We start from the raw sequence: 24,498 nt of genomic DNA on the forward strand, positions 1-24,498 counted from the left end.
TAGCTTATTTTTTTCTGGGAGTGAATCGTTTTGACCAAAGAACAGATTGTATTAACAACATGTCTCAGACCAACAGAGGACGTGCGAATCCGATTACAGCACTTGGCTGAAACGGAACAGGACATGGAATTTCAAATCGTTGCACGGAAAAAGCTGAGTCTGCATGCGCTTCAGGAAATGTATCACTGTCCTGTCCTCGTCGTCGATAAAAACCGTCTGGAGTATTATCCGACCGGAGCGGAAAGTTCATTTTTCTTTCATCCGTCCAGTGCCGTCTTCCGCATCAAACAATTTGATGCGAACGGACATGATCCATTGATTGCGATCGCCCGGTTGACGGAAGGCATGACGGTTCTTGATTGTACATTGGGACTCGGGGCGGATGCGATTGTCATGAGCCATGCGGTCGGACCATCGGGTCAGGTGACCGGGATAGAAAGTAAGGCGGCGACCGCTCTGATCGTGCGCGAAGGGTTACAGCAATGGGTGGAGGGCTATTTACCGATTGTTGAGGCGATGCGGCGCATCGAGGTGCAACAACTGGATCATCTCACTTTTCTAGAACGGTCTCCAAGCAAGTCGGTTGATGTGATTTATTTTGATCCGATGTTTGAAAAAACCGTCTCGGAATCCATTCATCTGGATGGATTACGACAGCTGGCGAATTATGAGACGTTGACAGAACAGGTAATGAAGGAAGCCAAGCGTGTGGCACGTCAACGCATCGTCTTAAAAGCGCATTTTGAAAGCGAACTGTTTGAACGGTTCGCTTTTGTACGAATCAAACGAAAATCATCAAAGCTTCATTACGGGGTCATTGAATTATAGGATCAAAAAAGCTCTTCGCAATCTGCGAAGAGCTTTTTAAGGAACATCAGTTATTCAATAGCTTCTTTTAGTTCTTCTTCCATATCGTCAAACTTGTCTTGAACCGATTCAACCGGTTGCTTCGTTAACAGACTGACGACGACGGTAAAGAGTAAGCTTGTAAAGAATCCGGGGACCATTTCATACAGCGTCGTACTGAGGCCAAGTTGGACCCAGACGATGACCGTAATGGCACCTGACAACATACCGGCAAGCGCACCTTGTTTCGTCATTCGTTTCCAGTAAAGTGAAAGCAGAATGATCGGACCGAATGCTGAACCGAAACCAGCCCAGGCATAACCAACCAGTGACAAGATGGTCGCTGACGGATTCCAGGCTAAAACGGAACCTATGACGGCGATCACTAAGACGGCAATTCGTCCAGTCAAGACCAACTGTTTATCCGTCGCTTTTTTATTTAAGAATGTTTTATAAAAATCTTCTGTCAAGGCACTTGATGTGACGAGGAGCTGTGACGAAATCGTTGACATGATTGCTGCCAAAATCGCTGCCATCAAGAATCCTGTGATATACGGGTGGAATAAGACGTCAGAAAAACGGATGAAGACGGTTTCTGGGTCGCCGAGACCGTTTCCTTGTCCCTCAAAGTAAGCAATTCCGACCAGTCCTGTCATCATGGCACCGAGAATCGAGATGAACATCCAACCAATTCCGATCCGACGTGCTTTTTTCAAATCTTTGACCGAACGAATGGCCATAAAGCGGACGATGATGTGGGGTTGTCCGAAGTAGCCGAGTCCCCAAGCGAGGAATCCGATGATTCCGAGGAAAGTTGTTCCTTTTAATGGATCAAATAATGTCGGATCTAAGTTTTCTGCGTAGCTGTACGCCCCATCGATACCGCCGACATCTGTCAAAGCAACAATCGGTACAAGCACGAGAGCGATGAACATGATACAACCCTGGACGAAGTCGGTCCAACTGACTGCGAGAAAACCGCCAAACAACGTGTAGGCGACAACGACCGCAATCGTCAAGAGCATACCATAGTGATAGTCAAAGCCAAATGAGCTTTCAAACAATTTACCGCCGGATACGATACCAGCTGAAGTGTAAAACGTGAAGAAAACGATAATAACGACTGCAGAAACAGTCCGTAAGACACGTGACGTATCTTTGAAACGATTTTCTAAAAAGTCAGGAATCGTAATCGAATCATTTGCCATTTCCGTATAAAGACGAAAACGTGGGGCAAGGATCAAATAGTTCACGTAACACCCGATCAATAAACCTAAGGCGAGCCATAAAGCGGATACGCCGGTCGCATACATCGCTCCGGGTAACCCCATCAACATCCAACCACTCATGTCGGATGCTCCGGCGGATAGTGCCGTGACACCGGGTCCTAAATCCCGACCACCTAACATATAATCTTCTGTGTTTGTCGTTCGCTTGTAGGCAATGTAGCCGATGGCAAGCATCATGACCAGATACAAGCTGATTGAAATCCATTCTTGCGTCATAACAATAAAGCCTCCAATAATCTTTTTTTTGCGCTGTTCATTCATCTGTCAAATAAGCACAATCGATTTGTTCCCCACCTTACAGGGTCCAAAACAACAAAGCAAGTCTTCACAATCTCGCCAAAAGTGGCTTCAGCCCTCATCTATCAAGGGATAGGGACACTTTCCGTCCCTCGTAAAGTTCTAATTTTCAAAATTCGGTCATGAAAATGTCGTCAAATGGAAAGGGAATCGAAATGAAGGGTGTTGCTAAAAAAGGTATAATAAAAAATTTGATTTTTATTCAATGCAAAAAAAACGCGAGACGACTGCCCTGAGAAGGTTGTCGTCTCGCAATAGATTAATCGGTAAAAACAAGCTTGTCATAGGCAACACGAAGGCGGTTGAGGGCTTCGTCGAGTTGGCTGCGGGGGCAACCGAAGTTCAAACGTTCAAATGCAAGTGCGTTTTCTCCGAAGGGTTGACCGTGTGTTAAGGCTAATCCGGCCTGCTCGACCAGCCAGTCGGCACGCTCCGGTGCGTCAAACGGCAAAGCGTGACAATCGATCCACAGTAAAAACGTCGCTTCCGGTGCAATGACCGTCAAGCGGGGCATTTCAGATTGGATCCGGTGCACCGCATGATCCCGGTTGGCTTCCAGGTAAAGAAGTAATTCTTTTAGCCATCGTTCGCTGTCTGGATCCGTATAGGCCGCAACGATGGCTGTTGCCGCGAAGGCGTTCGGATGCACAAAGTGTGCTTGTTGCACTTGTTCGATTTTTCCCCGCGTCTCTGCATTGGGGACGATCAAATAAGAAGCATACAGCCCGGGGATGTTAAAGGTTTTTGAGGGCGCGCTGACTAAAACCACCTGTTCATAATCAAAAGCGAGAATCGGATGATGGGTCGATCCGGAAAAAATCAAATCGGCATGGATCTCATCAGATAAGACATAAACGTCGTGCCGCTTCGCCAGCGTAATGATTTGCTCCAACTCGGACCGGCTGAAGACACGCCCCGTCGGATTATGAGGATTACATAAAATGATCATACGAGCAGTTTTCATTTGTTGTTCGAGCAGTAAAAAATCGATTTTGTATCGATTGTCCACCAATCGAAGAGGGTTTTCGATCAGTTTACGGTTGTTTGCTTGCACGACATGGTGAAACGGCGGATAGACCGGCGTTTGAATGATGATTTCATCCTGTTCCTCGGTCAATGCCAATACACTGTGCGCCAGTGCCGGCACAACACCACTCGAATAAAGAATCGTCGACGGGTCGACCGGCTGATCGTACCGCTTTACAAACCATTGCTGAATGGCAGACTTCGCCTCGTCTTCAAATAAGGAATATCCGAAATGTCCGCTTGCTGCCCGTTTCGTCAAGGCTTTTGTGATGGAGTCGGCCGGACGGACATCCATGTCGGCGACCCACATCGGAATCAATTGATCGGATCCAAATAATTGTTCCAGCCCGTCCCATTTGGCGGATCCGGTTTTTCTTTTCTCCAACACTTCATCAAAGGAGTATTCTTGCATCTGTCTTCATTCCTTTCGAAATAGAATTGCTACTGTCTTCACAGTACCGAACGGGCTTCATTTCGGCAAGTTCGAAAAATAAAGGTTTTAAACGGAAGAACGTTGGGAAAACTCAATATCGTACACAAAAAAAAGGACGGGGTGGATTTTATGTTACATTCTAAAGTGTTAGTAGGACGATCACCGGAAGAGCTCGAAGAACGACTGAACCAATTCTTTGAGGAAAATGGTGTCGGGTCAAATTCGATCATCACACTCAAATTCTCGACATTCGTTGCGTCGAAAGCGGATGAACATTATTCTGTGTTGATTGTTTTTGATAACTCATTAACCAAAACAGTCCTTTAATCGCAGGAGCAGTTATGGGAAATAAGATTTCCTGTGACTGTTCTTTTCTATTTTTTTGAAAAAGTTGAAATTGGGAAACGGATACGTTATACTAATATTAGAAAAAACAGGCTTCCGTAGGTTAATGGCAGACCTCAGCAATGGTAATGCTGCAGTGCGAGTTCGATTCTCGCCGGAAGCATCAAAATAAACAGGTCTTCCGTCACAAGTCAATCACTTGAACGGAGGACCTGTTTTCGTTTGGAACAGGAACTGACCTTGAAGGAGAAATCGATGAATTCATTAAACATTTCGATTGGCAACGAAATCAAGCGGATCCGGCAAGAGCGGAATTGGACACAATCTGAATTATGCCGGGGAATCTGTAGTCAGGCAGAAATCAGTAAGATTGAAAATGGACGAAATTCACCGACAGTGGATTTGTTGCAGCAGATTGCTGAACGGTTAGAGGTGCCTATTTCTAATTTATTGGAAAATAAAGCAGAAATCGAAACGTTTAATCGTTTTGATCATATGCTGCTAAAACTAACACGAGAAGGCCATTATGATCAAATTCAAAAATATGAAGTTCAAAAATCCGATAGTATTTCGAGTGAGACGACGTTGTTGCTCGAATATTATCGTATCATTAGTGATTATCGAATGGATAAATTTGATTATCGGACAACATCCGTTAAATTATCTCGATTAACTGAAGAAGGTGAACTCAAGTTTGAAAGTCCAGGACTATATCTACGAATAAAAATGGCGCTTGCAATTTTATATGCAGAAAATTTCGATTACAAACAAGCGGAAAAAATATATGCTGATTTGGAAGACCTAGATTTTAGAAATGATATAGAGATGAGAACACAACAACTAAAAATTATTTACAATCATGCAAAGTTACTTTTTAAAGTTGGTAAATTTGATAAAGGACTTACTGTCACTCAAGAAGGAATTCAATTAAGTGTGCATCTCCATAATTTTTCTTACATGGCACATCTTTATTATCAAAAGGGAGAATTTTTTGAGGAATTGTATGGATTGGAAGCAAATACTTGTCAAAGTTATATGATGGCGTATGAGTTGTTTAGTGCTTTTCAAATGTTTCGGTATGCTGATATTGTAAAAGATGTCAAAAAAAAATTCCTTTTTTCGAGTATTACTAAAACAGAATAAAAAGGACTGTTCAAAATGATTCCACTTTCTACTTCAATCGGATACCATTTGAGGCAAATTCGCCTTGAAAAAAACCTCACTCAAAAAGAAGTATGCAAAGATATCTGTAGTCAAGCGGAGCTGAGTAAAATTGAGCAAGGTAAAGTGTCCGCGACAATAGATATGATTCAAAAAATTGCCCAGCGATTAAACGTTTCTGTTCTACAATTATTCGAAGAAGACACTCAATCGATGATCTTTCGGGAATATGACCATAAATTCACAAAACTTTTTCGTGATGAACAATATGATGAAGTAATAGAATTTGCCAAAAAAACTGTGGATTTGCCACTCTATTCTTCAATTCATTTATTGGCAAGATATTTTGAGTTGATTGCATTAGAAGGAAAAAAGTCTCTAGATTATCGATCCTGTATCTCACAATTGTCGTTCGTAGCTGACAATGAAGAAGTATGGTACGAGTCTCCAATAATGTATTTGCGTATTAAATTAGCAATTGCTAATTATTACTATTTGAATCAACAATATGTACACTCGAGAAAAATCTATGAAGAATTATTAAAAATGGATTTTGAAACCGAAGAACTGAAACATTTGCGCTTAAAAATTTTATATAATCATGCGCAACAATTGTTTTTTCAAGGTGATTATAAAGAAGGATTAAAAGTCACTGAACTTGGAATTGATGAGAGTATCATCCGCAAAAATTCTTCGTTTTCGGGCCATTTTTATTATCAACGAGCTAATTTCAAGGAAAAGTTAGATTATGAGATGGAAACTGTAAAAGAAGATTACTCATTATCTTATTCTTTATTTGCCGCACTAAATCTTGAACGTTACGTAGAAATTGTTGAAACAGGAAGAACTGATTATTTGTTGTTTAAATTTTGATAAGGCTTTTTGTTAAGGGAGACAGTTAATGAATTCACTACCGGTATCGATTGGAAATGAAATCAAACGAATTCGTAAAGGAAAAAGAATGACGCAAGCAGATCTGTGTCAGGGAATTTGCAGTCAAGCAGAAATCAGTAAGATTGAGAATGGACGTAATTCGCCGACAATTGACTTATTGCAACAAATTGCCAAGCGTTTAAGAGTCCCGATGTCAATGCTGTTCCGTGATCAATATAAAAGTGAGCAGTTCCGTGAATGTGACCGGCTTCTTACAGGATTGTTGAGAAATCAGCAATTTGAAGAATTGCTAGATCAAATCGAAGAAATAAAAAGCCAGTCCACAAACAAGGAAATTCTTCTTTTACTAGAATACTTTAAAATCATCAGTGGAGAGCGGACCAAAAAAGTTGATTTTCGATCCAGTATCTCACAATTGGCACATTTGACGGATACGGAAGAAGTGTGGTTTGAATCTCCGCAAATGTATCTGCGCATAAAAATGGCAATGGCTAATTTTTATTTTGAAAATAAACAATTTATTCATTCGGAAAGTGTGTATGAAGAAATATTAAATTTGAACTACGATACGATTGAATTAAAAAAAATGAGAATCAAAATTATTTATAATCATGCTCAACAACTGTCATTCCAACAAAATTACGAAAAAGGTCTTCGAGTAGTAGCTGCCGGGATTCAGGAAAGCTTAGCCTTAGATGATGCTTCGTTTTTAGGACATTTTTATTATCAACGTGGCTACTTCACGAAAAAAACAAACGGTGCTCTTCAAGATATCAAAAGAGATTTTACACTGTCCTATAGTCTGTTTAAAGCTTTTGAAATGCCAAGTTACGAACAGCTTGTCATCGACAGTCATGAAGAATTTTTGTTGTATAAATTTTAAAATCGTTGCCCGGCCTTCTCGCAAGCAGAGAGGGCATTTTTTATGAGTTCATCGGCCCGGTTCGGATATTGTTGATGACCTTCAAGAATTACCGATTCGACATCTTCGATTCCAAAAAAGCGAAGAATGTCAATCATGTAGCGGACGGCATGATCCGAGCTGACTTTGTCAGGTGTTGAGTAATCACCGCCACGTGAATGGAGCAACAAGACATGTTTTCCCGTTACGAGTCCAACAGAACCTTCAGACGTATAACGGAACGTCTGACCGGCCTGTGCCAAGTAATCCATATAATTATGGAGCGGGGCAGGAACGGTCAAATTCCACATCGGGAAAGAAAAAACGATTTTATCCGATTCGAGAAAACCGGTCAAGTACTCTTGCAGCTTTTCAACCGGGATACTTTCTTCAGCGTCGAGAGATTCCCCCCGAAACAGTTTTGCCGCAGATGTGGCGAGTTTCAGGTCAAAAAAAGGCAGGCGTTCTTCGAATAGATTTAAGACGACAATCTCATCTTCCGGGTGATGTGTCCGGTAACTGGACAGAAACGTTTCGTTCATCTGTGAACTGATACCTTTTGATTGATGGGTGCTGTCATTGGCTTCGATAAATAATAAACGGCTCATAGGATGGCACTCCTTTCATTCTTTAGTATTGAATTACCCGAAAGAGACACTCCTTAGACGTCACCCAAGCGACCAGTTTCGTGGAGGATTTAGGTTTTAATTCCAGCTGGATAAGGAAAAAGAGAGGAGGAAGAAACGGAAAAGAGGGGATGATATGAAGGTGCACGATCAACCTTCATCAGCAAATCTTCACTATCATCGTGAAGTGAAGGCGAATTACCGACTATTCGGAATGATCATCTTTGTATTGACCAGTTGCGGTTCCGCTTTATACGTCTTCTCTAGTGCTTTAAGCCGATCAGGGCTTGAATGGTCTGATGGTTGGCGGGCGGGTTTAATTTTCATTGTCGGATTGGTTCAGCTTTTGATTGGAAAAAGTAATCTGTCGGACCAGTTGAAACCACACGTCATGTCGAGTGTATTCTTGTTGATTCCCTTCATCAATTACCCTTATATCGAGAGTGGTGCACAAACAGTCTGGGCAGCATCGCTGTTATTTTTATTGACGTCACTCGTCGTCATCAATCGGACGATGTTGCTGTATGCGACCGGCATCAGTATTTTATCCTTACTGTATATCTGGCTCGAGGCACCATCAGGAACGTCTGTATTTACGGCGACGGATCACATCGCCCGCATCGGCTTGATTTTGATTGCGACATTAATCAGTTTATTGATTCATACACAATACGTGACACGACTCGAACGGAATATTGATTATTTGACCCGCTTGAAGGAACAAGCTTTTTTTGATCCGGTCACGGAACTTGCGAACCGCTCTTTTTTTGTGATCGAAACGGAAAAAAGGGCAACGTCAGGAGACCTGATTTGTTTGATTGATCTCGACGATTTCAAAACGGTTAATGATGCATTTGGTTACCGAACAGGAGATCGTGCCCTTCATGTCATCGGGAGTCGATTGATGACGCGGTTTTCAGATTGTATTGTGGCGAAAGCGAGTGGCAGTGCATTTCTATTGCATGCAGACGCGCATCATTCGGCACAAGGATTATGCGATGAGATTTTATCCAGTATCTCGGAGCGCGTCCAAATCGACTTTAAACAAATCAATTTAACAGCGAGTATCGGTGTATCCTTTGTGAATGGAGAATCCATTGATCATGTGATCAACGATGCAGAAATCGCGTTGTTTACCGCTAAATCCAATCGAAAAAACACATTTGCCATCACGGATCAAGCGACCCAAAATCAACGCAAGCGGGCGATGCAATTGACGCGTGACTTATATGATGCTGAACTCGATCGAGACTTTTTTGTATTATTTCAGCCGCAGGTCGGAGCGAGCAGTCATCGGATTACGGGAGCGGAGGCGCTCGTCCGCTGGAATCATCCGAAGTATGGTCTCATTTCGCCGCTCGAATTCATTCCGCTTGCAGAGCGGACACGATTTATTGAAACACTTGGCGGATGGGTGATGCGTAAAGCCTGTTTACAAGGAAAACATTGGCTCGAACACGGTCGAAAACCGATTACGATTGCCGTTAATGTATCCCCTTGGCAATTACGTCAGCCGGATTTTACGGAAAAGGTTCTTGAAATCTTAACGGATACGGGATTTCCTCCTCAGTTGCTGGAAATTGAAATGACGGAACATATCTTCGTCGAGGGGACGATGCAGATCATCGATACATTAAATGAATTACATCGACACGGCATCCGAATTGCCCTGGACGATTTCGGAACCGGATTCTCATCGATGCAGACACTCGTCAAACTGCCGTTTGATCAATTGAAAATTCCGAAAGAAATTGTTCAAGAAGCCATCGATTCAGAAGAAAAACGCGCCATCGTCGAAATGATTATCCAACTGGGAAAACGTCTGGATATGACGATTGTCGCAGAAGGCGTCGAAATGACAGCGGAAGCGGAGTTGTTGCAGCAGTTAGGGTGCCACACGCTTCAAGGTTATTTGTTCCACAAACCGTTGGAGGCGTTATATATCGAGCCGTTGCTCGATCGACATGCTTAAAAAAGCTCAACTGTTTTCTTGAACGTCACTAGGCGTTTAAGAAAAGCAGTTGAGCTTTTTGGATTACAGGTACCGTGCGAAACGGCGTTCGAGCATTTCTTGTCCGGCAGCGATGACGGCACAAATGCCCCAGTAAATGAACGCAATGACAAAATAAACGGTCATATAATCAAACTCACGTCCACCGACGATTTTGGCACGTTGGAAAATCTCAGGAACCGTAATCATGGCAGCCAGAGAAGAGGCTTTAACCAAATCGAGCAAGACGTTTGATAACGGCGGGATGGCCAGTCGGACGGCTTGCGGTAAAATGATCCCCGCAAACACCCGGTAGCGTGAGAGTCCTAAGGATTGAGCAGCCTCCCGTTGACCACGATCGACCGACAAGAGCGAAGAGCGGATGATTTCTGCCATATAAGCGGCACTGTTTAGGCTGAATCCGGCAACGGCAGCCGTGAGGGCGTCCAGTTGGATGTTAATGACCGGCAGTCCAAAATAAAGCATGAAGAGTAAGACTAAGATCGGTACGCCCCGCATGAATGAAATGTAGAGCGTGGCAACGATACGTAACAACCGAGACGTTGATAACCGGGCCAAAGCGAGCAATAGGCCGAGTCCAAGACCAATCACCATGCTGAGCAGTGAAATCCAGAGCGTGTGACCAAGTCCCCCCAAGATGTAAGGGAAGGCATCGACCGCTAATTCGGGATTAAAGACGGACCGCCATTCAATCGTATCGAAACTAATCAATTCACATCGACGATCGTCGTTTTGACATCAGGCATTTTTGAAACGTCTTTGTCGGCATAAAAGGTTTTAGATAATTTAGCGAGTGTTCCATCTTTTTTCATCTCATCGATTTGCGCATTGATGTTTGATTGTAATTCTTTGTTGTCCAGATCCATGATGAGACCGACTTGGCTCGGATTGTAGGCAATATCAGGGTGAATCGTAATATCAAAGTCCTTGAAGAAATCGATTGCCAGGCTTTGGAGATAATAATCATTTAAGATGACATCCGTCCGACCGTTTGAGACATCACGCAAATACTGGTCATTCGTTGCATTGTCATACGTGATTTCTTTGGCTCCGTATTGTTTTGCGATTTGCATATACGTCGTCGTGGCTTCACCGGCAGCTTTTTTACCTTTCAAATCCTCGAGTGATTTGATGCCGGAAAGATCACTTTTACGGACGATGGCTGTTCCATACGTATATTTGTATGGTTTAGAAAAGGCGAACTTTCCTTTTCGTTCTTCCGTGATGGTGATATCATTGGCGGCCAAATCAACTTGACCGGTATTCACACTTGTCAACATTCCGTCAAACGACATTTCCTTAAATTCGACCTTCAAATCTAGTCGTTTAGCGACTTCCTTGACGACCTCGACATCAAAGCCGGTCAATTTATTATTTTTTTCTTCATGAAATGAAGTCGGATATAAAGTACCGGCCGTCGCGACCGTTAATGTTCCGTCTTTTTGAATTTTATCGTATGCGGTCAGCTGTTTTTCCTCTTGACCACACGCACCGAGGAACAGGGTGGTTCCTGCAATCAAGAGCCCCGTCCATTTTACAGAGTTTTTCATCGTTTAATTTCTCCTTTTCCTACAAGCAGAGGTAAGTTACTTTCTATTTAAAAATACCATGGAAGAATCAATTGGCGCAAAAAAGAATACCGACTGAAAATTATTTTTTGTCGAAAAGAAATATAAGGAAATTATTCATCTATATGTAAGCGTTATCATAACTGATGTCACATTCATCAACGCATTTTTGAAAGAATAATTTAAAAATATACATGGTAGCGAATAAACATAAAAGGGTGTAAAGTATATTTTAACTGAATATACAGAAAATTTAGAATGGTAGGAGCGTGGTAATATGTCATTTCATCAGATGCCGCAACGGCAAGGACTTTATGATCCGAAACAGGAACACGATGCGTGTGGAATCGGTGTTTATGCTCATCGGACGGGACGAGCGAGTCACGAAATCGTTCAAAATGCCTTAAACATGTTGTGTCAGATGGAACATCGGGGCGGTCAAGGGAGCGATGCGAAAACAGGAGACGGAGCAGGCATCCTGACGCAACTGCCGGATCGTTTATTCCGTCAAGCTCTTCGGAATGTCAGCCTGCCACCTAGCGGGGACTATGGGGTCATGATGATGTTTCTTCCACGGGAGGATCGTTTACGTCAGCGACTGGAACGCGCTTTGGAATCGATCATTTTATCAGAAGGGCAACGGTTGATCGAATGGAGAACCGTTCCTGTCTCGAATACAGTCATCGGTGAAAAAGCCCGTCAGACAGAACCCGTCATTCGTCAATGTTTCATCGAGGCAAAAAAGGTCGAAGGGTTGGCGTTCGAACGCACGCTGTTTTTGATCCGCCGGTTGTTCGAACGAGAAGCAGAACGACTTGGGATTGAACAGTACGTGCTGAGCAGCTCAAGTGAAACGATTGTCTATAAAGGACTTGTCACAACGGATCAACTCGGCCAGTATTTTGATGATTTACAGGATGAACGGTATCAATCTGGTTTTGCCATCGTCCACTCCAGATTCAGCACGAATACATTTCCGAGTTGGAAACGGGCCCATCCGAACCGCTATTTGATCCACAACGGAGAAATCAATACGTTACAAGGAAATATCCGGGCGATGCGGAGCCGGGAAAATAACTTGGCAAAAACGACGTATGGGCGCCGAGCCAAAGATGTCTTGCCGATCCTCGATGAATCAGGCAGTGATTCGTCGATGCTTGATAATGCGTTTGAGTTTTTATATTTGTCGGGACTGACGTTGGCCGAAACAGCGTTGATGCTGGTACCTGAACCATTTGAGCATGGAGAGGTCCGACCGGCGAAACGTGCGTATTACGAATACCACAGTACGATGATGGAACCTTGGGATGGTCCCTCGGCCATTGTATTCACGAACGGAAAACAAATTGGGGCGACACTTGACCGAAATGGATTGCGGCCGGCACGGTATATGATGATGCGGGACGGACACTTCATGTTGTCTTCTGAATCAGGTGTCCTCCCGATCCCAGAACATGACATCCTGTTCAAGAAACGACTTGTTCCGGGTGAGTTGCTGTTGCTTGATTTTGCTTCCGGTCAATTGATGTCCGATGAAGAAGTCAAACGGGAACTCGCCATGCGTCATCCGTATGCGGAATGGTTGGCGGAAGAGTTGGTGACGTTGCCGGGAGACGTTCCAAGAGAGGATGTCGTGAACCTCGGGACATTACAGCGTTTGTTCGGCTATACCCGAGAAGATATCGATCAGTATTTGATTCCTTTGGTCGAGGAGAAAAAAGATCCGCTCGGAGCGATGGGGACGGATATCCCATTAGCCGTCTTAAGTGAACGTCCACAATCGCTGTTCCGGTATTTTAAACAGTTGTTTGCCCAAGTGACGAATCCGCCGATCGATGCGTTGCGCGAACAAATCGTCACCTCGACGATGACGTGGTTAGGTCAGCAGGGGGAACTGTTGACCCCGAACCGTCGGAATTGCCGCCGGATTCGACTCGCTTCCCCGATCCTCATCCCGTCGGAAGGAGCGGCCTTAAAACAAACCAAACTGGTTTCGAGAACACTGTCGACATTATTTGAAGGTTCGCTCGAAGAAGCACTGGAAACGTTGCTGGAACAAGCAGTCCATGCTGTCCAGGGAGGCTGTGAACTGCTGATTCTCTCCGACCGGAACGTACGGTCGGGGGCAGTACCGATGCCGATGCTTCTTGTGACAAGTGCCGTCCATCATCACTTGATCCGGGAAGGATTACGAACAAAGGTCAGTTTGATCATCGAAAGCGGAGAAGTCCGTGAAGTCCATCATTTTGCAGCGTTGATCGGATACGGGGCGGATGCCGTTCACCCATACCTGGTCTATGCGACCTTACAGGATGCCGTGCCGGAAACGATGACGGATTACGAAGAGCGTTACCGGGCTGCCGTGACGGAAGGCGTCGTCAAGGTCATGTCCAAGATGGGGATTTCGACGGTCTTCAGTTACCGTGGTGCCCAAATCTTTGAAGCAATCGGCATTTCCGAGCAAGTCATTGATCGCTACTTCACGGGAACGGTCTCACAATTGGGTGGTCTTTCGCTTGCCTTGATTGAAGAAGAAGCGGTTCGCCAACATGAAGAAGGTATCAAACGGACACACCTCGAGTCGGGCAGTGTATTCCGCTACCGGCATGACGGGGAACACCATGCCTTCAATCCGGCGACGATTCATCTGTTGCAACATGCTTGTCGGACTGGACGATATGAGCTGTTTAAAACCTATTCGGCCCGGATTCAAGCAGAGCCGGCGACGTTTTTACGTCATTTGATGACCTTTCAGGAGACAACGCCGATTCCGCTGGAAGAAGTCGAACCGGTCAGTGAAATCGTGAAGTACTTTAAGACAGGAGCCATGTCTTACGGTTCTTTATCAAAAGAAGCCCATGAGACGTTGGCGATTGCCATGAACCGTTTGGGCGGGAAAAGCAACAGCGGTGAAGGCGGCGAGGAGGAAGAACGTTATCAGTTGGATGAAAACGGGGATTCACGGATGAGCCGTATCAAACAGATTGCGTCCGGACGATTTGGTGTGACCAGTCATTACCTCGTTCATGCCGATGAACTGCAAATCAAGGTGGCCCAAGGTGCAAAACCGGGCGAAGGCGGACAGTTGCCGGGTGAAAAAGTCTACCCGTGGATTGCCCGTGTCCGAGCATCGACACCGGGTGTAGGGTTGATTTCACCACCGCCGCACCATGATATATATTCAATCGAGGATCTGGCACAACTGATCCATGATTTAAAACGAGCCAATGATGAAGCACGGATCAGTGTCAAGTTGGTTGCCAAAGGTGGTGTCGGTACGATAGCCGCAGGTGTCGCAAAAGGATTGGCTGATGTCATCGTCATCAGTGGTCACGATGGGGGAACGGGTGCTTCGCCGAAGACGAGTATCCAGCATACGGGATTACCGTGGGAATTGGGGCTGGCTGAAACGCACCAGACGTTGGCCTTGAATGGTCTGCGCGAACGAGTCGTTCTGGAGACCGACGGCAAGCTGTTGACCGGACGTGATGTCATCATTGCGGCAATGCTTGGGGCGAACGAGTACGGCTTTGCGACAGCACCATTGATTGCCGTCGGCTGTATCATGATGCGGGCGTGTCACCTCGATACGTGTCCGGTCGGTGTCGCGACACAAGATCCGAAACTGCGCGAGAAATTTACAGGATCGGCGGATCACGTCGTACATTTCATGGAATTCGTCGCGGAAGAAGTCCGGGAATATTTAGCGCAATTAGGCGTTCGGCGTTTGGCTGATTTAGTCGGACGGACTGATTTGCTTCAGGCATCGGACCGATTGACGTCGCACTGGAAAGCGTCGAGTCTCGACTTGTCCCGTCTGTTCGTCATGCCGGACTATTCGGCGACAACACAGGAATTTCAGCAGCATCACGTGACGGCGTCATTTGACGGACGAGAATTGGCAACACTGGTATCCGATCAATCCTTTGCCGAGCCACAAACGTTTACGTTCCCTGTCACCAATACGGATCGTGCAATCGGAACGAATACCGGCGCACGCCTGACCCGACTGCACGGGGCGATGGGACTTCCGTCGGACCGGTTGACGCTCCAATTGAATGGATCGGCCGGTCAAAGCTTAGGTGCGTACGTCCCCCGGGGCATGACCTTGAATGTCGTCGGAGATGCCAACGATTATGTCGGCAAAGGGTTGTCTGGAGGAATCATTACGGTCCGACCACCGACGAAATCAAGTTACGTCTCGTCAGATCAAGTCATCATCGGCAACGTGGCACTTTACGGAGCGACGAGCGGCGAACTGTATGTCAACGGTCAGGCCGGGGAACGGTTTGCTGTTCGGAACAGCGGGGCAACAGCAGTCGTCGAGGGAATCGGGAATCATGGTTTGGAATACATGACGGGAGGAAGTGTCGTCATTTTAGGAGACGTCGGATTGAATTTTGCGGCAGGAATGTCGGGCGGTGTTGCCTACGTCTTGCCAAAAGACATGGCGCGATTCCAAGCACGTGTCAATCGGGAGCTCGTGACGACGGGAGCGGTCACTGATCCGGAAGAAGCGACCCGACTCAAAACCTTTATCGAACGACACGTTGCGCGGACGAACAGTGAACAAGGTCATGCGATTCTTGCCAACTGGGATCACGTCCTCAGCTCGTTTATTCGTGTCATTCCGACGACGTATCAAACCGTGACGACTTTAATGGCAGGCTATGCACAACAAGGACACAATACAGAAGAAGCGATGTTGTTGGCATTTGAGACGCACATCGGACGTGGAACAGGAGGGAAACAATGAACAGACGAGATCAATTCATGCATGTTCCCCGAAAGTCTGGAACTGAACGGGCGAGCAGTGAACGCATCGGTGACTTCGAGGAATACAAAGAACGGTTTTCGGAGGCGGAAGCCTCTACTCAGGCCAGCCGGTGCATGGACTGCGGCACTCCGTTCTGCCATGTCGGGGAGACGTACGGTCAAGTCAAGATTGGGTGCCCGGTCTACAATCTGATTCCGGAATGGAACCTTCTTGTGGAACAAGGGAATTTCCAAGAAGCGCTCGTCCGATTGCAACAGACCAATAATTTTCCGGAGTTTACGGGGCGGGTCTGCCCGGCTCCGTGCGAAGGATCGTGTACCCTCTCGATCAATGAACCGGCTGTTTCGATCAAACACATTGAACGGACGATTATCGACATCGGTTTTGAGAAAGGGTGGGTACAACCCCGGATTCCGACCGTCAGAAGTCAATACCGGATTGCAATCGTCGGTTCAGGACCTGCCGGCTTAGCAGCGGCAGATCAATTGAACCAAGCGGGCCATCAGGTGACGGTATTCGAACGGGAAGACCAAATCGGCGGGTTATTGACGTACGGGATTCCGGCCATGAAACTCTCAAAAGACGTTGTTGCCCGCCGTGTCCGCTTGCTTGAGACGGAAGGCATCCTGTTTAAAACCGGAGTGACGATTGGTCTCGATGTCTCACTCGATCAATTGAAAGCAGATTACGAGGCCGTCATCCTCTGTGTCGGAGCGACTGAACCAAGAAAACTCTTGGATGTCCCGACAAGTGGTGTCGGATATGCGATGGATTATTTGACTAGTGTGACGCGACAGCTGTTGACCGGTCAACCCGTTCAGGATCAGCACGATATGCAGGGGAAAGACGTCCTCGTCATTGGCGGCGGCGATACGGGAGCTGACTGCGTCGCAACGGCGCTTCGCCAAGGCTGCCGCTCGGTCGTTCAGTTCGGGAAACACGAGATGCCGGGAACGGTTCGGGCCACCGATAATATGTGGCCGGATACACCGAATCTTTATACACTTGATTACGGATATGAAGAAGCACTTGCTCAATTTGGACGTGACCCGCGGGAATATCTGATCGCCATCGAACGGTACACGACCAGCGAAACCGGGCAATTGACCGGTGTTTGGACGGTTCACAATGAAAAAATCCGACATCCGGACGGTCGCATTGAATTTCAAGCGATTTCAGGTACCGAAAAATATTTTCCAGTCGATACGATGTTGATCGCAATCGGGTTTAGTGGTGTCGAACAAGACGTCTTGCGTCATCTGGCAGTAGAGTCGCACAATGGAAAAATTAAGACAACATCTTATGCAACCAATCAGGAAGGGGTCTTCGCCGCTGGCGACGCCCGCCGGGGACAATCACTAATTGTTTGGGCAATCCGCGAAGGGCGCGAGGTTGCAGAAGCGGTTGAGCACCATTTACGGGCTTTACAGCAAACCGGCTGATTGATGTGACAACAAAAATGTTCGAGACTCCGGGGTTTGGAGAATCGAACATTTTTTTGTATGTCCGAAATCGCAGCCAATCCCAAAAAAAGAAATCGGATAAACCGGTCTGTCCTCTATCCATTTTGAAGTCGTATCGGCTAGGATAAAGAAGAAGGGGTGATCAGGATGCAAGCCATTAAAATTATGTTTGTCTGCGACTCGGGGTTAGTCGGCAGTATCATGGGGGCGAAAGTTTTACGTGAACGCATCCGTCAGGAACAGTTGCCGGCAACTGTTCATACGTGCCGTGCACAAGAAGTGCCGGACGATACCAGATTTCTCGTCGGACCACGACGGATCGTGTCAACGGTTCAGACACATGCGACCTGTCAGATATTTGGTGTTGATGCTCTCCTCGTGGCGGAGGCATACGACGAGTTGATTCAGGCAGTCAGAAACGAGCGGATGTGCCATGACTGAATTTACGACACGGGAACGCGAGATGCTTTTTTATCTTCTGACGAAAACGGAACCGATTCAAATTCAGGAAATTGCAGAAGCACTCGAGACGTCCGAACGGACGATTCAACGGGAACGGGAACGGCTTGCCCAAACCGTGGCACCATTTGATCTGACATTATCGTATATTCGCGGTCGTGGCTTACAGTTGAGTGGTGACGAACGACACAAACGGGAACTCCGTGAAGCCTTGTTGTTATCACATCGGCAGTTGCCGTCAGCGGATGACCGACAAGTTGAGCTGGCTTACCGTCTGTTACAGGAGCAAGGGATGATTAAGTTACAGGCTCTAGCACACGCCATGTACATCGCACCGAGTACGATCACTCAAGATTTGGAGCGGATTGACGAGTGGTTTCGCCACTATGCGCTGGAATTACGACGGAAAAAGGGGTTAGGGGCGGAAGTCCTCGGGGAGGAAATCAATAAACGGCGATTGATTGTATCGTTGATTTTTACCCAGTGGGATGTCCTGACCTTCTATCGTTTTCTTCAAGGTAACATCCATCAATTGCCTTAGCTGTTGCAAAGTCAGCAAACCAAGTGGGTGGAGGCGATTAACCAAGCATACGCCGTTCTCGCCCCTTTGACGAAACAACAAAATCTCAGTGATCGTCTGATCATGCGGGCGACCTTAAGTCTTGCCGTCCAGACGATACGGATGGACGAGTTCCCGATGGTCTATGAACTCAAAGCTTATCCGATTGAGGTCTTACACCATGTCGATACGATCGAGCAACGATTGCCATATCCGCTGTCGATTGCGGAACGGCAATGGATTTCAGAGGAGTTGCGAAGTTTTCAGCAAGGTCAACAAGAGACGGGTGAGGAATTGGTCATCCGTTTGCGGGTCAAACGGCTCATCGAGCAAGTCTCTTTGCTGTACGGGGAAGCTTTTGTGGAGGATCGGGCGCTCGAGCAGGGACTCGTCAGCCATATCATGTCGTACACGAAACAAAATATCGTCAATCCGTCGTACGTCATTAAACAGATTGAACGCGAGTATCCCCGTTTGTTTGATGCCGTTAAACAGGCGGCCGAATCCGTCTTCAATGATCAGGCATTTGCTGATTATGACTTGGCGTTTTGGGTGATGCATTTTGGTGCCGTCTTAAGCAAACCGTTACCGAAAACCCCGTATCGTGTCCTCGTCGTCTGTTCGGCAGGACTCGGTTCGTCCAAACTGTTGATGAACCGGTTGCGTCAAGAATTCACTGAGCTCGACCAGGTCGAAAGTTCTTCTCTTTTTGGCATCAGTCGACTTCAGTTAACGAATTATGATTTTGTTTTGTCGACCGTTCCCTTGCCGGATATCAGTCAACCGCATCTGCTTGTCAATCCCATCCTGCCGAAAGAAGAAGTCGACCGGATCCGGAAACTGCTTGTCTCCTTGCCAAAATCCTTTCAGTCACCTGTCCGGAAGGAAGCATCCGGTTGGCTCGACTTGACGCAGTTGGAGGAGCTGGTCAAGGCCGCGCGTCAATTGACGGATTCCTTTTCGATTGAAACGATTTCTTCTGAAACGGATGGTCTGGAAGAAATCTTACTGGAGATCAGTAATGGCTTGGTCAATAAACATGTGACGTCTTCCGCGGTTCAGCTATCGGCGCAATTGTTGCGGCGCCACGAAATGTCTGGGCTCGGCATTCCAGGCACACGGCTGGCATTATTTCATGGACGTGATGATTCCATTCAGCGCGGCGGCTTCTTCATCTATGAGTTGGCGCAGCCCATCGAATTGCTCGGGATGGATCAAGTCATCCAACCGGTTGAGCGAATCCTTGTCCTGGCCGCTCCCGAAAAAGCGTCGGATCAGTTGTTGCACCTGCTCAGTTCAATCAGTGGTGCCATCATTGAAAACGATGAACAGACGCATCAGTTTGAGTATGGTGATGCGAAGCAACTCGACCGGATCCTAAACCGGACGTTTCGGAAAGTCATCGAGCGCGAATTAAATGTCGAGGAAAAAGTAAACGATTTTTCTTAATGAGGATCGACTACCGCCGACTCGGAATACTCAGAACCATTCGTTCAGACGAATGGTTCTTTTAGTCTTGTCCAACTAGCCTGCCAAAACGTGAACTAGGAAAGATTGAGTAAGCGCTTGCAGAGCGCATACAATAAAAGCGTAGCAAGGCACTTATCACTTTTATATACGAAATGGAGGGTACACCAATGACGACAACGCATGCAGGAAAACGTGGATTGCGTGTCCAGGTTCAACGGTTTGGAAGTTTTTTGAGCGGGATGGTCATGCCGAATATCGGCGCATTCATCGCGTGGGGGATTATCACGGCATTGTTCATCCCAACCGGTTGGGCGCCGAACAAAAGTTTAGCGGAGTTGGTCGGTCCGACGATCACGTATCTTTTACCACTGCTGATTGGGTTTACCGGAGGAAAATTGATGCATGACGTTCGAGGCGGTGTCGTCGGGGCACTGGCGACGATGGGGGTCATCGTCGGGACAGAGATTCCGATGTTCCTCGGAGCGATGGTCATGGGACCACTCGGTGGATTTACGATTAAAAAGTTTGACCAATTGATCGAAGGAAAGGTCAAACCGGGTCTTGAGATGCTCGTCAACAACTTCTCGGTCGGAATCATCGGCGGTCTGTTGATGATCGGCGGTTTTAAATTGTTTGGTCCACTCATGACGGGACTGGACGACATCATGGCCGCAGCAGTCGGTGCGATTGTCAGTGCACATCTGTTGCCGCTTGCCAGCTTGTTCATCGAACCAGCTAAAATCTTGTTCTTGAACAACGCCATCAACCACGGGATCTTGAGTCCACTTGGTTTGGATCAAGTCAGTGAAGCCGGAAAATCCGTGCTGTTCCTACTGGAAGCAAATCCTGGTCCGGGACTCGGGTTACTGCTTGCCTATTCAGTGTTTGGTTCAGGTGCAGCGAAGAAGACGGCTCCTGGTGCTGCCTTCATTCAATTCATCGGCGGGATTCACGAAATCTACTTCCCATACGTTTTGATGAAACCAGTTCTCTTATTGGCGATGATCGCCGGAGGCATGAGCGGAATCTTAACATTTGTTTTATTTGATGTTGGTCTGGTTGCACCGGCTTCACCGGGTAGCATCATTGCTGTTCTCGCGATGGCGTCACGTGGTTCGTACGTCGGTTTGATTGCCGGAATCTTGATTTCCGCATCGGTCACGTTCGTCGTATCAGCTGTCTTACTGAAAACAAGCAAAGCAAAAGAAACATCACTCGAAGAAGCGACGGCAAACGTCAGCGCGATGAAAGGTAAAAATTCAATTGCCTCTTCGTTGGTTTCGGCTGAATCAACTACGCCGTTAGCAGAAGTCGAACACATCATCTTTGCATGTGACGCCGGAATGGGCTCAAGCGCCATGGGAGCGTCGGTCTTACGCAATAAAATCAATAAGGCCGGACTGCCGATCAAAGTGACGAACACGTCGATCAGTCAACTCCCGGCAAATGCCGAATTCATCATCACACATCAGGATTTGACAGAACGTGCGATGGAGAAAGTTCCGCAAGCTGAACACCGGTCGGTCGAAAACTTCCTGAACGCCAATTACTATGACAACTTGGTACATGAGATCGAAACGGCCCGCAATAAAATTTCTTAAAAAGAGCGTTTAAAAAATAGAGAATGGAGTGGATGAAGAATGGCGACAGCGATGAAATTAGAAAAAGAGATGGTTTTACTCAATCAACAGTTTACTACGGATGAGGAAGCGATTGAAGCGGCTGGAGCGTTACTCGTCAATCACGGATATGTTCGTCCGAACTACGTCGAATCCATGAAAAGCAGACATCGTCTGTCGAACGTTTATATCGGCAATCACGTTGCGATTCCCCATGGAACGGAAGAAGCGAAAGGTGAAGTCCTAAAAACAGGTCTTTCTATTTTACAAGTCCCGGCCGGTGTGGCATTTGGAGCGGAACAAGCAAAGTTGATCATCGGGATCGCCGGTATCGGGGACGAGCATCTTGAACTGCTTTCACACATTGCCATCATTTGTTCAGATGAAGACAATGTCGAACGATTGGTGGCAGCAACGACAGCAGAAGAAATCATTCAGTTGCTGTCCGTGGAGGTGTGACGAATGAAAGCCGTTCATTTTGGAGCAGGGAATATCGGTCGTGGATTCATCGGCTTACAACTCGTCAAATCCGGTTACGAAGTGTGTTTCATCGATGTAAATGCGCAAGTCGTCGAGGCGCTGCAGTCCCGTCAGTCCTATACGGTCGGCTACGCAGCAGAAGAGGCTGAAACGGAAACCGTCTCAAACGTGACGGCTTTAAACAGTCAAACGGAAGCGGAACAGGTCATCGAAGCGATCGCGGCGGCTGACGTCGTGACGACTGCAGTAGGACCAACATTATTAGCGAAGATTGCACCGTTGCTTGCTAAAGGGATTGAAAAGCGGTCGACGACCAAAGCACTTTATGTCATTGCCTGTGAAAACATGATTGAAGGGTCGAGTCATCTTCGACAAGAAGTCCTGCCGCATCTGAGTGCGTTACCCGACAACGTTTTCTTCCCGAATGCAGCTGTCGACCGGATTGTTCCGTTGCAACACCATGACGATCCTTTATACGTCGAAGTGGAACCATTTTTCGAATGGGTCATTGAAACGCGTGCCTTACCGGAAAATCATCCTCAGTTTGCAGGCGTCACATACGTGTCCGACATCACGCCCTTCATCGAGCGTAAGTTATTCACGGTCAATACGGGTCATGCGATTGCCTCGTACCTCGGTGCCTTGTTCGGGAAAGAAACGATTGCGGAAAGTCTGCAAGACGTCCGCGTTCGCCGCGGGGTACAAAGTGCACTGTATGAAACAGGGTGGTTGTTGCTTGAAAAATACGGCTTCGATCCAAGAGATCACAGCGCCTACATTCAAAAAAACATCAAACGATTTGAAAATCCACGGATTCACGATGAAATCGTTCGTGTCGCCCGTTCACCGATCCGGAAGCTTGGACCACGTGACCGGTTAGTTAAACCGGCACGTGAATTGATGGATCGCGGCATTGAGGCAAATGGTTTGGCGTTAGGGATTGCAGCTGCCTTGACCTATTCCGATCCAAATGATTCAGAATCTTCTGAATTAAATACGTTCATCGAGAAGCACGGAATACGCCAAACGGTTACAACGTATCTCGGGTTGGAGGCAGAGGAACGGTTGAGTCAACTGATCGTCAGTCAATATGAACAGATGCACCCGATGACAGACTCCATTGCGTGACGACTGTTTCAAAAGTTACATCAGGCAAAACCAGGTTCGGTTTCATACCGAATCTGGTTTTTTTTGTATGCTGTTTTTATGGATGATCACATTTTAAAAATAGATCATCGGTATCCTTGAAATAGGAGTATGACAGAGAGTTGAAGAATAAAAGGTGCTTTTTTCAAAATCTTTAACATAAATCAACCGTGTTGTGTATAACATATTTGGAATATTCGTTATCGAATATTTTTTTTTGTGTTTGCGAGGTACGCTATAGAAACGGAACTACTCTCCGATCCGATTCTTAAACAAAAGAAGGTGGAATTATGCTGAATTATAAAGTGAACGTATATATGGCAAAAGGCACGCGTACAAAATCAAATCATTCCCTTGCGGCGAAACATTTAGTGTATACGAGTCAATTTTTATCGCATACACCGGTGCAACTCCTGCACCAATTATTATTAAACCGTTTAATGCTTGAGCAAGAACAGAACCCGCATTTGATGTATACGTTGGAGGTGAATACGGTCGTCGATCAATATGTCATCGATGTCCGCCTTCACGCCGAACAAGAAGTTTCTGTAACAATTGAGCGTGGATTGATTGAGTTGATCGAGCGAGAAGAAGTCCGTCACATTCCGTCGCTTGAAATCGGAAAACCGGATTATGCGGAATTTGCCCATCTGGTGCTGCAGGTAAAACAAGGCGCAGTCCGGTTGGATCAAGAAAAAATGCAACAGATTTTTGATGGTTCCGGCGTACACGGCAAAATCATTTTGCAAAAAGAACGCATTGACAGCCGCGAGCCTTGTCACTCGATTCAATTGCTCGTCGGAGGGACGGAAAAGAGTTTATACAGCTTGTCTCACTATCAATTGGATCCTTTATTCCGAAAACACGGACTCGTGATCCAATCGCTGAACCTGTTGCCCTTTGATTTATTTTCAATCCGCGATAAAGTAGCGATGCTGTCTTCTGCTGACGCGAAACGACTTTGGATAGATGATATCTCGACTTCGAAAAATGGTCGCAGTCATCAGATTTGTTTTAAGGATGGTCAAGAATTCATGACCGTGATCTGTGATCTTCATGGTTCAATCCGTTCGTATAAGTGTTCTTGAACAAGCAATTGACGTTTAACATGGTTTCATTTCGGTTAAA

The 24,498-nt window shown here is 46.4% G+C and carries 20 protein-coding genes and 1 tRNA gene; 16 read left to right on the forward strand and 5 right to left on the reverse strand.

What is annotated here, in order from left to right; translation table 11 throughout:
- Positions 1 to 81: 81 nt before the first annotated feature.
- Positions 82 to 828, forward strand: coding sequence for a class I SAM-dependent methyltransferase (locus KNP87_RS02865; protein WP_353049348.1), 747 nt, complete (start codon positions 82 to 84; stop codon positions 826 to 828).
- Positions 829 to 878: 50 nt separating this feature from the next.
- Here KNP87_RS02865 and putP read toward each other — a convergent pair whose 3' ends face one another.
- Positions 879 to 2,351 carry a sodium/proline symporter PutP gene (gene putP, locus KNP87_RS02870; protein WP_214720764.1) on the reverse strand — a complete coding sequence of 491 codons (1,473 nt, stop codon included), beginning with the start codon at positions 2,349 to 2,351 and terminating at the stop codon, positions 879 to 881.
- Between the two features lie 340 nt (positions 2,352 to 2,691).
- Positions 2,692 to 3,870 carry a MalY/PatB family protein gene (locus KNP87_RS02875; protein WP_119923132.1) on the reverse strand — a complete coding sequence of 393 codons (1,179 nt, stop codon included), beginning with the start codon at positions 3,868 to 3,870 and terminating at the stop codon, positions 2,692 to 2,694.
- 150 nt (positions 3,871 to 4,020) lie between these two features.
- Here KNP87_RS02875 and KNP87_RS02880 point away from each other — a divergent pair, with 150 nt between their 5' ends.
- The 5 genes from KNP87_RS02880 to KNP87_RS02900 all read left to right on the forward strand — a co-directional run bounded on the left by KNP87_RS02880 (position 4,021) and on the right by KNP87_RS02900 (position 7,174).
- A complete protein-coding gene (locus KNP87_RS02880) occupies positions 4,021 to 4,218 on the forward strand; it encodes a hypothetical protein (protein WP_012370601.1) in 198 nt (65 codons plus the stop codon).
- Between the two features lie 110 nt (positions 4,219 to 4,328).
- Positions 4,329 to 4,399 (forward strand) — tRNA-Thr (locus KNP87_RS02885).
- Positions 4,400 to 4,491: 92 nt separating this feature from the next.
- Entirely contained in the window at positions 4,492 to 5,379 is an 888-nt protein-coding gene (locus KNP87_RS02890; protein WP_147367718.1) for a helix-turn-helix domain-containing protein, read from the forward strand.
- 15 nt (positions 5,380 to 5,394) lie between these two features.
- Complete coding sequence (locus KNP87_RS02895; RefSeq protein ID WP_214720765.1) at positions 5,395 to 6,270, forward strand: helix-turn-helix domain-containing protein; 876 nt, start codon at positions 5,395 to 5,397, stop codon at positions 6,268 to 6,270.
- 28 nt (positions 6,271 to 6,298) lie between these two features.
- Complete coding sequence (locus KNP87_RS02900) at positions 6,299 to 7,174, forward strand: helix-turn-helix domain-containing protein (protein ID WP_214720766.1); 876 nt, start codon at positions 6,299 to 6,301, stop codon at positions 7,172 to 7,174.
- Here the strand turns inward: KNP87_RS02900 and KNP87_RS02905 are convergent.
- Positions 7,171 to 7,800, reverse strand: a complete 630-nt coding sequence (locus KNP87_RS02905; RefSeq protein WP_214720767.1) for an FMN-dependent NADH-azoreductase — start codon at positions 7,798 to 7,800, stop codon at positions 7,171 to 7,173. The two genes, KNP87_RS02900 and KNP87_RS02905, sit on opposite strands and share 4 nt — an antisense overlap.
- A gap of 154 nt (positions 7,801 to 7,954) precedes the next feature.
- Between KNP87_RS02905 and KNP87_RS02910 the strand changes: the two genes are divergently transcribed.
- Complete coding sequence (locus tag KNP87_RS02910) at positions 7,955 to 9,790, forward strand: putative bifunctional diguanylate cyclase/phosphodiesterase (RefSeq protein ID WP_214720768.1); 1,836 nt, start codon at positions 7,955 to 7,957, stop codon at positions 9,788 to 9,790.
- 63 nt (positions 9,791 to 9,853) lie between these two features.
- Here KNP87_RS02910 and KNP87_RS02915 read toward each other — a convergent pair whose 3' ends face one another.
- Both KNP87_RS02915 and KNP87_RS02920 read right to left on the reverse strand, forming a co-directional pair.
- Complete coding sequence (locus tag KNP87_RS02915; protein WP_214720769.1) at positions 9,854 to 10,540, reverse strand: amino acid ABC transporter permease; 687 nt, start codon at positions 10,538 to 10,540, stop codon at positions 9,854 to 9,856.
- Positions 10,537 to 11,379, reverse strand: a complete 843-nt coding sequence (locus KNP87_RS02920) for a transporter substrate-binding domain-containing protein (RefSeq protein WP_214720770.1) — start codon at positions 11,377 to 11,379, stop codon at positions 10,537 to 10,539. Before KNP87_RS02920 ends, KNP87_RS02915 begins: the two co-directional genes overlap by 4 nt.
- Positions 11,380 to 11,674: 295 nt before the next feature.
- Here KNP87_RS02920 and gltB point away from each other — a divergent pair, with 295 nt between their 5' ends.
- The 9 genes from gltB (at position 11,675) to KNP87_RS02965 (ending at position 24,458) form a co-directional block, all read left to right on the forward strand.
- The gene (gltB, locus tag KNP87_RS02925) at positions 11,675 to 16,153 is read left to right on the forward strand and encodes a glutamate synthase large subunit (protein ID WP_214720771.1); all 4,479 of its coding nucleotides are present in this window, start codon (positions 11,675 to 11,677) and stop codon (positions 16,151 to 16,153) included.
- Entirely contained in the window at positions 16,150 to 17,616 is a 1,467-nt protein-coding gene (locus KNP87_RS02930; RefSeq protein ID WP_214720772.1) for a glutamate synthase subunit beta, read from the forward strand. Before gltB ends, KNP87_RS02930 begins: the two co-directional genes overlap by 4 nt.
- Before the next feature lie 168 nt (positions 17,617 to 17,784).
- A complete protein-coding gene (locus tag KNP87_RS02935; protein WP_214720773.1) occupies positions 17,785 to 18,078 on the forward strand; it encodes a PTS sugar transporter subunit IIB in 294 nt (97 codons plus the stop codon).
- A complete protein-coding gene (locus KNP87_RS02940) occupies positions 18,071 to 18,637 on the forward strand; it encodes a helix-turn-helix domain-containing protein (RefSeq protein ID WP_214720774.1) in 567 nt (188 codons plus the stop codon). Before KNP87_RS02935 ends, KNP87_RS02940 begins: the two co-directional genes overlap by 8 nt.
- Positions 18,638 to 18,640: 3 nt before the next feature.
- Positions 18,641 to 20,104, forward strand: coding sequence for a BglG family transcription antiterminator (locus KNP87_RS02945; RefSeq protein WP_214720775.1), 1,464 nt, complete (start codon positions 18,641 to 18,643; stop codon positions 20,102 to 20,104).
- Between the two features lie 188 nt (positions 20,105 to 20,292).
- A complete protein-coding gene (locus KNP87_RS02950; RefSeq protein WP_214720776.1) occupies positions 20,293 to 21,726 on the forward strand; it encodes a PTS mannitol transporter subunit IIBC in 1,434 nt (477 codons plus the stop codon).
- A gap of 39 nt (positions 21,727 to 21,765) precedes the next feature.
- Positions 21,766 to 22,203 (forward strand): PTS mannitol transporter subunit IIA, encoded by a 438-nt coding sequence (locus KNP87_RS02955; protein WP_233550661.1) that lies wholly within the window; start codon positions 21,766 to 21,768, stop codon positions 22,201 to 22,203.
- Between the two features lie 3 nt (positions 22,204 to 22,206).
- Positions 22,207 to 23,352 carry a mannitol-1-phosphate 5-dehydrogenase gene (locus KNP87_RS02960; protein ID WP_214720777.1) on the forward strand — a complete coding sequence of 382 codons (1,146 nt, stop codon included), beginning with the start codon at positions 22,207 to 22,209 and terminating at the stop codon, positions 23,350 to 23,352.
- A 308-nt stretch (positions 23,353 to 23,660) separates the two neighbouring features.
- Entirely contained in the window at positions 23,661 to 24,458 is a 798-nt protein-coding gene (locus tag KNP87_RS02965; protein WP_026832775.1) for a hypothetical protein, read from the forward strand.
- Positions 24,459 to 24,498 lie beyond the last annotated feature (40 nt).

It is taken from the genome of Exiguobacterium sp. s192 (assembly GCF_018618795.1).
Classification (GTDB): domain Bacteria; phylum Bacillota; class Bacilli; order Exiguobacteriales; family Exiguobacteriaceae; genus Exiguobacterium_A; species Exiguobacterium_A undae.